Here is a 13,113-nt window from a genome sequence, read left to right on the forward strand (position 1 = left end):
ACTCCCCGCCAAAACTCATCAGCTATTACTGAAGCAGTTTCAGTACAGCGGATGGCAGTTGGTTGGCCTGAGCCAGAACTGCGGTGGAAGCTTGTTGCAGAGTTTGTTGCTTGGTCAGCTGTGCAGTTTCAGCAGCGAAGTCGGTATCTTGTACGCGACCCAGTGCAGCACTGGCGTTTTCGTTGATGTTCTGCAGGTTGGAGATGGTACTGGACAGACGGTTTTGTGCAGCACCGAGGTCAGCACGGCTGGAGTTGATCTTGGCCAGAGCGGCGTCGATTTTGGTCAGCGCGTTGTTCATCGAAGCTTCAGCGGTAGCCGAGTTGTTACCAGTGATCTGAACGGTAGCCGAGTCAACCGACAGGGTAGCTGCATCGAAGCCGCTGTCCAGGGTCAGAGTGATCTGGTTGGTAGCGCCGGTGTTGGAACCTACCTGGAAGGTCATGGTGCCAGCGGTGCCGTCGATCAGGTTCTTGCCGTTCAGGTTGGTCGACTTGGCGATACGAGTCAGCTCGTCCGACATCGAAGCGAATTCTTTGTTCAGAGCAGCACGGTCAGCAGTGCCGTTCGAGTCGTTTCGCGATTGAACAGCCAGTTCACGCATACGCTGCAGAATGTTGGTCGATTCTTGCATCGCGCCTTCAGCGGTCTGAGCGATCGAGATACCGTCGTTGGCGTTTTTGATAGCCATGGTCTGACCGCGGATCTGCGAAGTCATACGGGTAGCAATTTGCAGGCCAGCGGCGTCGTCTTTAGCGCTGTTGATTTTCAGGCCGGAAGACAGGCGAGTCATCGACGTCGACAGAGCGTCGGAAGCACGGTTCAGGTTTTTCTGAACGTTCAACGATGTGACGTTGGTGTTTACTGTTAAAGCCATGACGAATTCCTCGTTGGTTGGGTACTGCGGCTTCCGGCCCTGGCAACCGCCGGGTATGGCCTAGAGAACCTTCGTAATAGTTATCGTCGGGATTGGAACTTGCTTTAGGGGATTTTGAAAAATATTTGCCATCACGTTGCCACCCCCCGTAAATCAAGGGCTTGACTGTGTTCAAGCAGCGAAAAAATGACGTCAGGGAAATGCCGGCGACAGATTGGCGAGGACTCGCCTGCACCGGCAGAAGAGAAATTGTTTAAATGGACAGACTGTCGCGCAGAAACCGGACCAGTTCGTATTCCAGATAGTCCGCCAGTGCCAGCCAGTTCTGCGCTTCCTGACACTCGAGTATCTGGCCGAGCAACAATACCCACTGCTGCTGCGTAACCTGCGACGTCAGATCAAAGGACGGTTGCATGGCACCAATCAATTCGATCATCGCCAGCCCGGCTTCTACATCACGCCCCAAACGAAACAATGCTGCGCATTGCTCTGAGTCGACGACAAAGGATTCAAGCCTGCTCATGACGCCAGCTCTGGATGAAAAGCCGTACCGGCGATCATCGCTCCTGCCCGACTGCTGTTATAGAAGCGCACCTGAGGATGCCCTGCGATAAAGCGCTCCAGCTCACATAGGTAACTGCGAAAGTTGAGCTGGGTCTTGATGCGTTGACCGTTACCATCCAGCACCCAGTGTTTGGCGGCGCCCAGTTGTGGCCCCAGGTCGCCATCGTTCCAGCCCGCATGGGTCTTATTGTTGGGAAAGGCGAAGTCGGCACCGAACAGGGTGATCTGCGCCGCGCCCATCTTCACCGCGAGGTCCACTGCCGGATGAATCACACTGCCGCCGACATACAGTTCGCCCTTGGGCCATTGCCGACGCAATTGTTGGTAGATCGGGCTGGCGGAATAACCGGCATATCGCAGCCCTTGCCAGGCCGCCAGCACCTGAGGGTCAACCATGGGCATATAGGCCAGGGTAATGTCGGCGGAGCCTTCGGACGGCAGGTGGCGTACCGAAATGCGCTGGTCGATGCTGACCACCACATCAGGTCGGATCCCGTGATTGAGCAGTGGTCGGTAGGCCGTATCGACACAGATGAACAATGGCCGTTCGGCCTGATTGCGAATCGTGTGCAAGGTCTCGAAGTGCTGTTCAAGGCTCGGGCCCGTGGCAATGACGAATACCTCCTGTCCTTTACGCGAACCGAACAACTCGATCACATCGCGATCGGCCTGCACCAGCTCCAGACTAGCCTGCAAGCGCTCGATGATGTCGGGAGCCTGAGGGTCGAACTCACGATTGTTAAAGGTCAGGTGAGTTTCGCTGATCAGGCGATCGCGGATCTTGGCATTGAAGTCATCGGCCAGCACCAGCTCGGACGGCAAGGCAAAGAACGGCAGCTGGATTTCCGCCAGATCGCCGGCATACAACAGCTCGACCCGCGGATCGCTGAGCCACTGCTGCTGATCGAGCAATTGCAGCACCAACGCAAATACCGCGCCGTTGAGGATATGCACATACAAACGCTCAAGGCCACTCTGCAGCAACTCCATCTGCAGATCGCCAAGACCGGTGCCGTAGACATGCACCACCGGACTGTCGATAGGCAGGCTGTCAGCCTGAAGCCTGGCCTCGCGGGTGCGATCATGGCGACTGGTCAACTGGATGCCGTTGATGCTCAATGTCGAACCCAGGCCCTCGACCAGATCGGCCTGTAACAGGCTTGCATCTTCAATCAGCAAACGCGCAGACAGTAATGGCCAGCGGCGCTGTATGACCTCGGCGTTGCGCTCAAAGAACTCGCTCATGGAGCCTCGCTTTTCATTCGGGCAAAAAAATAGCGCTCAAGGTTACACCTTGAACGCTTTTTTTGTGCCTGGCTTTCTTTGACTAAAGAGCCGAGATTCAAGGGCGATAGATGATCGCCGAACCCCAAGACAAACCAACACCGAAACCGCTGAGCGCCACACGCTTCCACTTGGAATCAAGCACGTGTTTTTCCAGCAGCAACGGAATGCTCGACGACACGGTATTGCCGGTCTCGACCATGTCCTTGATGAACTTCTCGGGCTCGCCCTCGAAGCGTCGTGCCACGGCATCGACAATCGCCGCACTGCCTTGGTGAATGCAGAAGGCATCGATATCGTCAGCCGTCAGCCCCGAGTCAGCGAGCAACTCATGCAAATGCGCCGGCACTTTGAGCAATGCAAAGTTGAAGACCTGACGGCCGTTCATGAAGAACACCCCGTCGGAAACCTTCAGGTGCGGCGCGCCGGAACCGTCGGTGCCGAACTTGGCCTTGCCCAGCTGCCATGGTGCGTCTTCGCCCATCCAGGTGGCAGTGGCGGCATCGCCAAAGAGCATGGTGGTGTTGCGGTCTTCCGGGTCGACGATCTTGGAGTACGGATCGGCAGTCACCAGCAAGCCATTTTTCAGGCCCGCGGCTTCCATGAAACCCTTGATGGCGTAGATGCCGTAGACGTAACCGGAGCAGCCCAGGGAAATATCGAACGCGGCCACGGTCGTCGGCAGGCCCAGTTTGTCCTGAACGATGGCGGCGGTGTGCGGCAGGCCTTCTTCGTCGCCGTTCTGGGTGACGACGATCAGCACGTCGATGGCTTCACGCTTCAATTCGGGATTGTTGGCGAACAGCGCGTTGACTGCTTCGACACACAGGTCCGAGGTTTCCTGACCCGCGTCTTTGCGCGGCAGGAAGGCGGAACCGATCTTGCCCAGGATGAACTCTTCATCCTTTTCGAATTTTGCACCTTGTGCGTAATTGTCCACGCCGGCTACAGGAACGTAGCTCGCAATGCTCTTTATGCCAATCATTACGGCTTCCCAATAATAAACAGCCCAATACCACCGCTCGCAAGGAATCGAGGGGCGCCGACAAACAACGAATAACGTCGCCCTCAAGGGGTGACAGCGGGAAGAATAAAAGGCCAACACTGGGCTAAAAACAGTCCAGGCGCCATCTGCCCCTTTTTATACAATACAGTGAAGATGCGCGTTATGACTCGCAGGTCACGCTATTTTGCCGAATCAGCCCCACAAGGGGTTATTCGACCAGCGACCAGTCCAGCGGGGTTCCGCGCTTGATGGCCTCGCGGGCGCGGCGGCCCAGAAGGGTTTCAGCGTGTTTGGGGGCGAGCCCCAGGCCAGGCCGAATGGCCCGCAGATTGGCGACGGTGAAAGGCTCTCCGGCGACCATGTCCCGGGTGACATACAGCGACCGGCGGTACACCAGAGACTTGCGCTCGGCCTCGGTCACGCCGTAATGCACCTGGCCCATGGCCTGCCAGGCGCGTTCGGTTTCGATCACCAGACTCGCGAGTTCGGCCGGTTCCAGGGAGAAACTGGCGTCCACGCCACCGGCGGCACGGTCGAGGGTGAAATGTTTTTCCACCACCGTCGCCCCCAACGCCACTGCGGCGACGGACACTCCGACGCCCATCGAATGGTCGGACAAACCGACTTCACAGCCAAACAACTCCCGCAGATGAGGAATCGTGCGCACATTGCTGTTGGCCGGCGTCGCCGGGTAAGTGCTGGTGCACTTGAGCAACACCAGATCTTTGCAACCGGCCTCACGGGCGGCGCGCACGGTTTCATCGAGTTCGGCGATGCTGGCCATGCCGGTGGAGATGATCAGCGGCTTGCCGGTGGCAGCGACTCGCCGGATCAACGGCAGATCGGTGTTCTCGAAACTGGCGATCTTGTAGGCCGGCACATCCAGGCTTTCGAGGAAGTCCACCGCCGTGTCATCGAACGGTGTGGAGAACGCCAGCATGCCCAACTCTTTGGCCCGGGCGAAAATCGGCGCGTGCCATTCCCACGGTGTGTGGGCTTTCTCGTACAGCGCGTACAGCGAAGAACCGGCCCACAGGCTGTTGGGGTCCTTGATGAAGAACTCGCCTTCGGACAGGTCCAGGGTCATGGTCTCGGCGGTATAGGTTTGCAGCTTCAAGGCATGCGCGCCGGCCTTGGCCGCCGCTTCGACGATTTGCAGTGCTACGTCCAGCGACTGATTATGGTTGCCACTCATCTCGGCAATGATAAACGGCGGCGCATCAGCACCGATCGAGCGGTTGCCGATCTTGAAACTGGTCATGGGTGATCCTTTAAAACGCGTGTGAACGCGCAAGCACTCTGAGTGAAACCTGCCTCGCGGAAAACTTTCAGCGACGCTTGGTTGGCCGGCAGCACCTGAGCGGTGATGGCTTGCAGTGACGGCCAGTAAGCGGTGACAAAGGCTTCGCCCCGCGCCAGCAACGCCCTGCCCCACCCCAGGCCGATTCGGTTTTCGAACAAATAAATCGAGACTTCGGCACGAGCATTGTCGAGGTCATAACGCAGCACACCGACCGGGCCATCATCCGCCTCGGCGATCAACAGCAACCGCCGCGGGTTGCTCAGGCTCGCGGCCAGCCAGGCCTGATGGCGTTGCCAGTCGATGACGCGGGTGTCCAGCGACCAGCGCCGAACCGCCTCGGCATTGCGCCCCTCGAACAACAATTGCGCATCATCCTGAGTGGCCTGACGAACCTGCAACACCGCCCCCGCCAGCGCTGCCGCCACCCGCTGCGCCCCACGGCCATCGACCAATTGCCGCGAGCGGTCGGCCAGACTCTGACGAATCCCCTGATTGCCCACGACAAAACCGATGGTCTGATGCAACTGCTCGACGCTGACCCGCTCGCGATTGCCCAGGAACACATGAGCACCCGAGGTCGCCATCACCTCGCCGTTGGCCTGCTGATTATTCGAGACCGCAATGCAGATCGTCGGCAGCCCCATGGCCGCCCGCTCCCAGCTGGTACCGCCACCGGCACCGATGAACAGATCGGCCTCAGTCATCAGCCGGTAGAAGTCGCTGACAAAACTGTGCAAGCGCCAGTTCGGACGATACGCCGCCAGAGCCTGCATCTGCTCCCAGGCTGGATTGTCGGCACCCGCCACGAAATCGACTTCCAGCTCATGGAGGTTCGCCAGTGCCAGCATCGCGTGATGGGTCTGCACGGCCGCATCGAAGCCGCCGAAATTCACCAGTACGCGCCTGGCCCGAGGTTTGATCTCGATCGCCGGGCAACAGAACTCATCGCGCAGCAGCGCAAACCGTGGGCCCAGCAGGGTCTGGCAATCGGGCGTCAGCAGTGAGGCATAAGCCTCTGGGGTGCCCGACAGATTTTGATTGAGCAGCAGATCGACGCTGTATTGCCGAGTGGCCAAATCGTCCACCGCCGCAATTCGCGCAGCCCAGCGACGCGCAGCGGTCTGCCAGTGATGATCGAGGCCATAGTGGTCGACAATGATCCAGTCGAAAGCCGGATGACTTTCCAATGCTTGCCCCAGCGCAGCGATGTCCGCTTGCCACGGCAGCATCGACTCGATGGCCTGCTGTGGGTCTTCATCGGGATAGCGCTCCGGCAGCGCGAAAGTCTCGAAATCCTCGGCCTGCAGACTGTCTAGCCGATGCCCCGGCAACACACGACACGCGAAAGCAACGTGCGCGCCCTGCTTGCGTAATACCCTGGCCAGGGTCAGGCAGCGGGCGATATGGCCACTGCCAATGGTCGGCGATGCATCAGCGCGGATCAGCACCCTCATTGCAGTTCACCCCCAGCCTTCAACGCGGCATAAAGGTATTCGGCACGCGTCCAGTCCTCAAGCGTGTCGATGTCCTGCACCAGATGCCGCGGCAGAATCACCGGCAGGCTTGCCGGCGAGAACAGCACATCACCACGCAACCAGGCCTCGCTGCGTCCCCAGTAGAACTGGCCGGCATCTTGAAAGGCTTCGGCCAAATCTTGCGAACGGGTGTCGCGAAATTCCGGGTAGAGCGAGGTCAAGGCGCCCTGCTCGTCGAGGGTCAAGGCCCGTTGTACCGGGAAGCCAAAACCGGCGACTGAAAACGCGAAAGACTTGTCCGGATGCTGCACCAGCAACTCATGCCCCTGTCGCAGATAACGCGCCCGCAACAGAGGCGCCGTCGCGTAGATGCAGCAGGCATAGTCGAACGGCGGCAATTGCTTCAAGGCATGCACGATCACCGCTGCGGTCCCGGTGAAATCGTCGGCAAGCATCGCAGGCCGCATGAACGGCACCTGAGCACCATGGGCCCGTGCAACCTCGGCGATTTCTTCATCGTCGGTACTGACGATCACTTGGTCGAACAGATTCGATTCCAGCGCCGTGCGAATCGAGCGAACGATCATCGGCACGCCGTCGAACGGCTTGAGGTTCTTGCGCGGGATTCGTTTGCTGCCACCACGGGCCGGAATGATCGCAACACAGCTCAAGAGTCACTACTCCTCAAGGATCAGTCGTCGCAATTGCTCGACCACATAGTCCTGTTGTTCATCGCTCAGCAGAGGAAACAGCGGCAGGCTGATGGCCTCGGCGTAATAACGTTCGGCCTCTGGGAAATCCCCCTCGGCAAAACCCAGGTCGCGATAATACGGCTGCAAGTGCAGTGGAATATAGTGCAGGTTCACCCCGACACCGGCCGCTCGCAAGCCTTCGAACACCTGACGATGACTGAGGTTGATCCGCTCCGTCTGCAAGCGCACCACGTATAGATGCCACGCCGACTCGGCCTCGGGCTGAGCACTGGGCAAGGTCAGCGGCAAGTACGCCAGCAACTGCTGATAACGCGCCGCCAGTTCACGCCGACGCTCGATGAAACCATCGAGCTTGTTCAACTGCGACAGACCGAGGGCTGCTTGCAAATCGGTGATCCGGTAATTGAAGCCCAGTTCCACTTGCTGGTAATACCAGGGGCCGTGGCTGGGTTCGGTCATCTGCGCAGGGTCACGGGTCATGCCGTGGCTGCGCAGGCGCTGCAAGCGTTCGGCCAGTTCCGGACGATTGGTCAGCACCATGCCGCCTTCGGCGCTGGTGATGATCTTCACTGGGTGGAAACTGAACACCGTCATCGCCGCGAATTCGCCGCAACCCACCGCACGCCCGGCGTAGGACGCGCCGACCGCGTGGGAGGCATCCTCGATCACCGTGAAACCGTAACGCTCAGCCAGTTCAGCGATCATGCGCATATCGCAGCTCTGTCCGGAGAACGCCACCGCCACCAGCACTTTTGGCAGTTTGCCGTCGCGCTCGGCGATCTCAAGCTTCGACGCCAAGGTGCAGGCGTCGAGGTTCCAGGTCAGCGGATCGATGTCGACGAAATCGACCTCGGCGCCGCAATAGCGACCGCAGTTGGCCGAGGCCAGGAAAGTGTTCGGCGTGGTCCATAACCGATCTCCCGGCCCGAGGCCGGCGGCGAGACAGGCAATGTGCAACGCCGCCGTGGCATTGCACACCGCCACCGCGAAATCGGCCTGGCAACGCTCGGCCATGGCCTGTTCGAAACGCTCGATGGTCGGCCCTTGCGTCAGCCAGTCGGACTGCAACACGGCAACCACCGCGTCGATGTCGGCCTGATCGAGGCTTTGCCGACCGTAGGGAATCATGCCGACAGCTCCGCGTGCAGGTCGGCGATCTGGCCGACCGAGAGGAAGTGCGGGTTGGTGTCGGAGCGGTACTCGAAATCTTCACTCACCGGCCGGCCCTGCTCGCCCAGTTTGTCGACGGCAAAATCCACGTCGACGCTGGTGAAACGGATCGACGGCTGAATGGTGTAGTGATCTTCGAACTCCAGGGTCATGCGCGCGTCGTCCAGCGGCACCATCAGTTCATGGAGTTTTTCCCCCGGACGAATGCCGACGTTCTTGTGCGGCAAATGTTCAGCCATGCCCAGCGCCAGATCGACGATGCGAATCGACGGGATCTTCGGCACAAACACTTCACCGCCGTGCATGCGGGCGAAGCTGTCGAGCACAAACTTCACACCGTGATCGAGGGTGATCCAGAACCGCGTCATGCGTTCGTCGGTGATCGGCAGTTCTTTGGCGCCCTCGGCAATCAGTTTGCTGAAGAACGGCACCACCGAACCCCGCGAGCCGGCGACGTTGCCATAGCGCACCACGGCAAACCGGGTTTGTTGTTCGCCGGCAATGTTGTTGGCAGCCACGAACAGTTTGTCCGACAGCAGCTTGGTCGCGCCGTACAGATTGATCGGGCTGGCTGCCTTGTCGGTGGACAGCGCGACGACTTTTTTCACGCCGTTGTCGATGGCAGCGGCAATGATGTTTTCCGCGCCGTTGACGTTGGTGCGGATGCATTCGGTGGGGTTGTATTCCGCCGCCGGCACTTGTTTCAGGGCTGCAGCATGCACCACGTAATCAATGCCACGCATAGCCTGACGCAAACGCTCGGCATCGCGCACATCACCGATGAAGTACCGCATGCACGGTGCGTTGAACGTCTGCTGCATCTCATATTGCTTGAGCTCATCGCGGGAAAACACCACCACGCGCTTGGGCTGATATTGCTCCAGCAGCCGGCGGATGAAATTGCGCCCGAACGAGCCGGTGCCGCCAGAGATGAAAATCGATTTACCGTTGAACATGCCTTGAGTCCTTTTACCTGTCAGCCAGGCTTATGCGAGCAACTGCGCCCAGTTCACGCGGGTCGGTTCGCTGAGAGTAAAGCCCTTGCCGGTCAAGGCCAGGTTCTGGTTGTAGGCTGAATCCTGTTCGAAGCGCGATTGCCACTTGTCGCGCAGAGCGGCACGAGCCTGGGTTGCCTCAGGCAGCACGCCCGGATGCAACAGTTGCGCTTGTGGCGTCCAGACAGTCAGGTAACCGGCATCGGCGACTTTCAGGCACAGGTCGATATCGCCAAAAGCTTCGTCGAAATGCTCTTCGTCCAGACCACCCACCGCTTCGAACACGTCCTTGCGAATCATCAGACAGGCACCGGACACCGCCGAGTAGTTCTGCTCGACCTGATGGCCGTTCATGTAGCCCTTGGCGTCCTTACGTTCATCGACAAAGACCGAGCCGATATCGCCATTCAAACCAAGGACCAGACCGGCCTGCGTGGTGACGCCACGCAAGTCCATCAGTTTGGCGCCAACGATGCCGACTTCCGGACGCTGGGCCTGGTTGAGCATAGCGTCGAGCCAATTGGCATTGACCACTTCGGATTCCGCCGACAGCAACACCAGATAGTTCCCCTTGGCCTCGGCACAGGCAAAATTGTTCAGCGCCGAGGCACTCAGGCGCTGACCGCTGCGCACTACACGAAGGCGATCGCCCTTGCCTTCAAGGCTGCTCAGCCAGGTTGCCAGTTCTTCGGATTGGCTGTGATTGTCGGCAATCAGCACTTCGTGACGCTGATAACGGGTGCGCTGCAGCACACTGACCAGCGCCCGTTGCAGCGACTCAAGGTTGTCCTGGCTCTGGAGGATGATCGACACCAGCGGCCGTTCGGCGTGTTGATAGTCGATCTGGTAAGTCAACGGCAGTGCCGAGCTGACCTGAGCGCGATAACCGCGCACCGCCAGAGAGCGGGTCAGCACCTGACGTTCCTGAGCGCTGGATTCTTCTGCCGGGGCATTGCAAATCAGCAAGGGTTCGGCCAGATGCGCCAGCCCTGCCAGGCCACCGTCCTCGATCAGGCGCAGCAACAGATCGAACTCCAGGGCTTGGGGGTACTCGGTCGAGAAACCTTTAGCCTGAGCCAACACATTACGCTGAATCAACCAGTGGCGCGCCATCAACGACGGCACGGTTTGCAGCAGGTCGAGGTTGACCCCGGGGCGGAATACATCCGCCAGAGCGCCGTTGGCCTGACGCTGAATCTCGTCCATTGCCACTGCACGCACACCTTCGGCGCCGGTCAGCTCAAGGCTGGCGCGCAGCAAACCGCTGGCAGTGAACTGATCACCTGCCTCGGCCAGCAACAGCCAATCAGCGGTTGACTGGGCGACGATCTGGTTGATGCGCTCGACGTAATTGGTCGTGGTGACTTTGACGAAGTGCACGGTGTCGCGCACGGTTGTCGTCGCCGGTAAATCACCTGTGGTGAATACCACCAGGTTGAATGCCTTGCAGTGGCCACCGACCAAACTGTCGAAGGTCGCCTGCAACTTGACCATGTCGGCATCCAGATCCAGCAACAGAATGCCGAACTGTGGACCGCCATTATGCTTGGCCAACTGTGCAGCGATAGCCTTGAGCTGCGCTGCCTCCGGGTTGCGCGCATCGAGCCAGTTCAGCAACCGGCCGGACGGCATGTTCTCGAACAGTCGGCGGTCTTGCTGACCCGGTAAAGCGTTCAGTCGCTCGGCCCAGGCTTGCAGCTTGAGGCCTTCTTCCGGCTCTTCGCTGTCCTTCAACGACTCCGCCAGGCGCTTGACCACGGCCCGGTTGAACACGTTCAGGCTCAAGGCCTCCCACAACCGGCTACGCACAGTGCGGTCAGTGTCATTGGGGTGAACTTGCATCAACTCATGCTGCTTGAGCAGGATGCCTTCCAGTTCCTGAAGCTGCAGGCGACCGGCGGGCATGGCATGCAGCAGGAATTCAAACTCCGTCAGCAGGTCGAACACCGGTTTGTTGTAAAACGGCATTTCGACGAATTGCTCGGGGCCGAACGAGCGAATCGGCTCTTCCCCCGCCTCGCGCCAGGCCGAGCGAATAATCATGGTGCCTTTGAGCGAGCGACCTTCAATCAGGCAATCGGCCATGGCGGTAAAACTGTCCAGGGCGATCTGCTTGGCCTGGACCGGCCCCTTGTCGCTGAGTGGCGTCGGGATCGAGGCCAGGAATTCGGCAAACTGCTCGCGCTCGGCAACGCTTTTGGCGTCTTTGAAGGTCAGCACCGTCAATACGTTGGTGTTGTGGTCCGAGGCGCCATAGTTCATTTCCCGCACGGCGAACGGAATCGGCAGGATCCGCGCCTTCGCGCAGGCCAGCAGGTAGAAGGTGTGGCCGATTTCCTGCCATTCGAAACCGGTGCCTGGTGGCAGCAGGCTGTACCACTGTTGCAACAGATCGGTACGGGTGACCGCATAGAACGGCGGCAGGAAATTATCCATGAACCGCACAACTCGGTCTTCGGCCAGCTCCGAGTTGTAATCCTCATGAACCTTGCGGTCGCGGCGGAAGTAGTTCACTTCAGTGGCACGGGCCAGGTACATGATCCCGTAGCCATGGCACAGGCCGTAGTCGGGATTGGCTTCGAGAAACTCCACCGACTCGGTCAGTGCGCGGTGCAGCAGGAAGTCGTCATCGGCGGCGAACACCATGTAAGGCGTGGTGACTTGATTGACGCCGTAGGTGAGTTTTTCCTGCAGCCCCTTGTAGGTGTATTGCGGCAAGTGGCGATAGTCGACCGACGGGAAGTCCCGGGCCATGTTCTCGTCCCCCTCAGCGGACGAGTCCAGAACCAGAACCGTGCAGGGATAGCTGCTGTAGTACTGCAAGGTGCGCCGCAGGAACGCGTTCCGGTTGTGGGAAATCACCACCACCGTAAACCGTTCGTTCAGCGGTGCAACGTTGTTTTGAGCACTGTTTTGAACCTGCATCTTTCTATCCCCACAACCGGCCAATCGCCAAGAACCTGGAACCACTTTTGATTAACGAACGCGACGCAGATAGCCGTCCGGTGCCACGGTGATCAGCAGTTTGTTTTGCAACTGCTGGTCAATCTCGAAGTCCTTGTTTTCTTCCAGGTACTTCCACACGGCAGTTTTCGGGTTGTCGCCCGGGCCCCATGGGCGATCCGGGAAGAAGTCGGCTGGCATGTCTTCGACCACGGTGTCCATGACCACGCAGTAGCTGTCCACTGACACCAGCGGTGCGTACAGACGCAGCTCTTCGAGCACGTGATCGTGAGTGTGGTTGGAATCCAGCACCAGAATGACTTTCTTGCCTTCGGCTGCTGTGCGCACTTGGGCGGCGATGGCCGGGTCGATGCTCGAACCTTCGATCATCGAAATACGCTTGCTCATCGGGTGGCTTTCGATGGCTTCGCGGTTGTGCGGGCGAATGTCGAGGTCGATGCCCAGCACTTCACCGTGGCCTTGCAGCTCCAGCAACGATGCGTAGTAGATGATCGAACCGCCGTGGGCGATGCCGCATTCGATCACCAGGTCCGGCTTGACCTGCCAGATGATCTCTTGCATCGCCATCATGTCTTGCGGCAGCTGGATGATCGGACGCCCCATCCACGAGAAGTGGTAGCTGTATTTGTGCTTCGCCGATTCGTTGAAGAAGTCCCGGGCAAGGCCAGTGAGTTTCTGGTCATCACCTTGCTGGGCGATCTGTTCCCGGCATTCGGCTTCGAAGGCTTTGTTGATGCTGTTGTCGGTCATTTCAAAATTCTC

The 13,113-nt window shown here is 59.2% G+C and carries 11 protein-coding genes; all 11 read right to left on the reverse strand.

From position 1 onward, the window contains the following. Positions 1-25 precede the first annotated feature (25 nt). The 11 genes from AB4O41_RS08895 to AB4O41_RS08945 all read right to left on the reverse strand — a co-directional run bounded on the left by AB4O41_RS08895 (position 26) and on the right by AB4O41_RS08945 (position 13,101). Entirely contained in the window at positions 26-877 is an 852-nt protein-coding gene (locus AB4O41_RS08895; RefSeq protein ID WP_008072599.1) for a flagellin domain-containing protein, read from the reverse strand. A 253-nt stretch (positions 878-1,130) separates the two neighbouring features. Next, on the reverse strand, positions 1,131-1,400 hold the full coding sequence (locus AB4O41_RS08900; RefSeq protein WP_460147302.1) for a hypothetical protein: 270 nt from the start codon (positions 1,398-1,400) through the stop codon (positions 1,131-1,133). Further along, positions 1,397-2,686, reverse strand: coding sequence for a motility associated factor glycosyltransferase family protein (locus tag AB4O41_RS08905; protein ID WP_460147304.1), 1,290 nt, complete (start codon positions 2,684-2,686; stop codon positions 1,397-1,399). Before AB4O41_RS08905 ends, AB4O41_RS08900 begins: the two co-directional genes overlap by 4 nt. A gap of 97 nt (positions 2,687-2,783) precedes the next feature. Continuing rightward, positions 2,784-3,710: a ketoacyl-ACP synthase III gene (locus AB4O41_RS08910; protein ID WP_007894181.1), complete on the reverse strand. Its 927-nt coding sequence runs from the start codon at positions 3,708-3,710 to the stop codon at positions 2,784-2,786. A gap of 229 nt (positions 3,711-3,939) precedes the next feature. Next, positions 3,940-4,992, reverse strand: a complete 1,053-nt coding sequence (pseI, locus tag AB4O41_RS08915) for a pseudaminic acid synthase (protein WP_460147306.1) — start codon at positions 4,990-4,992, stop codon at positions 3,940-3,942. Next, positions 4,989-6,488, reverse strand: a complete 1,500-nt coding sequence (gene pseG / locus AB4O41_RS08920) for a UDP-2,4-diacetamido-2,4,6-trideoxy-beta-L-altropyranose hydrolase (protein WP_460147308.1) — start codon at positions 6,486-6,488, stop codon at positions 4,989-4,991. The genes pseI and pseG overlap by 4 nt, the downstream gene beginning before the upstream one ends. Then, positions 6,485-7,180, reverse strand: coding sequence for a pseudaminic acid cytidylyltransferase (pseF, locus tag AB4O41_RS08925; protein WP_460147310.1), 696 nt, complete (start codon positions 7,178-7,180; stop codon positions 6,485-6,487). Before pseF ends, pseG begins: the two co-directional genes overlap by 4 nt. Before the next feature lie 6 nt (positions 7,181-7,186). Further along, positions 7,187-8,350 carry a UDP-4-amino-4,6-dideoxy-N-acetyl-beta-L-altrosamine transaminase gene (gene pseC, locus AB4O41_RS08930; protein ID WP_460147312.1) on the reverse strand — a complete coding sequence of 388 codons (1,164 nt, stop codon included), beginning with the start codon at positions 8,348-8,350 and terminating at the stop codon, positions 7,187-7,189. Next, positions 8,347-9,348 (reverse strand): UDP-N-acetylglucosamine 4,6-dehydratase (inverting), encoded by a 1,002-nt coding sequence (pseB, locus tag AB4O41_RS08935; protein ID WP_460147314.1) that lies wholly within the window; start codon positions 9,346-9,348, stop codon positions 8,347-8,349. Before pseB ends, pseC begins: the two co-directional genes overlap by 4 nt. A gap of 30 nt (positions 9,349-9,378) precedes the next feature. Then, positions 9,379-12,312 (reverse strand): TIGR00180 family glycosyltransferase, encoded by a 2,934-nt coding sequence (locus tag AB4O41_RS08940; RefSeq protein ID WP_460147316.1) that lies wholly within the window; start codon positions 12,310-12,312, stop codon positions 9,379-9,381. Between the two features lie 51 nt (positions 12,313-12,363). Continuing rightward, a complete protein-coding gene (locus AB4O41_RS08945) occupies positions 12,364-13,101 on the reverse strand; it encodes a cephalosporin hydroxylase family protein (RefSeq protein WP_460147318.1) in 738 nt (245 codons plus the stop codon). Positions 13,102-13,113: the final 12 nt, after the last annotated feature.

It is taken from the genome of Pseudomonas sp. S2_A02 (genome assembly GCF_054668495.1).

Excerpts from the sequence above, each read along its gene's own strand:
- AB4O41_RS08895 (WP_008072599.1), bottom strand. The coding sequence starts at position 877 with ATGGCTTTAACAGTAAACACCAACGTCACATCGTTGAACGTTCAGAAA.
- AB4O41_RS08900 (WP_460147302.1), bottom strand. The coding sequence starts at position 1,400 with ATGAGCAGGCTTGAATCCTTTGTCGTCGACTCAGAGCAATGCGCAGCA.
- AB4O41_RS08905 (WP_460147304.1), bottom strand. The coding sequence starts at position 2,686 with ATGAGCGAGTTCTTTGAGCGCAACGCCGAGGTCATACAGCGCCGCTGG.
- AB4O41_RS08910 (WP_007894181.1), bottom strand. The coding sequence starts at position 3,710 with ATGATTGGCATAAAGAGCATTGCGAGCTACGTTCCTGTAGCCGGCGTG.
- pseI (WP_460147306.1), bottom strand. The coding sequence starts at position 4,992 with ATGACCAGTTTCAAGATCGGCAACCGCTCGATCGGTGCTGATGCGCCG.
- pseG (WP_460147308.1), bottom strand. The coding sequence starts at position 6,488 with ATGAGGGTGCTGATCCGCGCTGATGCATCGCCGACCATTGGCAGTGGC.
- pseC (WP_460147312.1), bottom strand. The coding sequence starts at position 8,350 with ATGATTCCCTACGGTCGGCAAAGCCTCGATCAGGCCGACATCGACGCG.
- pseB (WP_460147314.1), bottom strand. The coding sequence starts at position 9,348 with ATGTTCAACGGTAAATCGATTTTCATCTCTGGCGGCACCGGCTCGTTC.
- AB4O41_RS08940 (WP_460147316.1), bottom strand. The coding sequence starts at position 12,312 with ATGCAGGTTCAAAACAGTGCTCAAAACAACGTTGCACCGCTGAACGAA.
- AB4O41_RS08945 (WP_460147318.1), bottom strand. The coding sequence starts at position 13,101 with ATGACCGACAACAGCATCAACAAAGCCTTCGAAGCCGAATGCCGGGAA.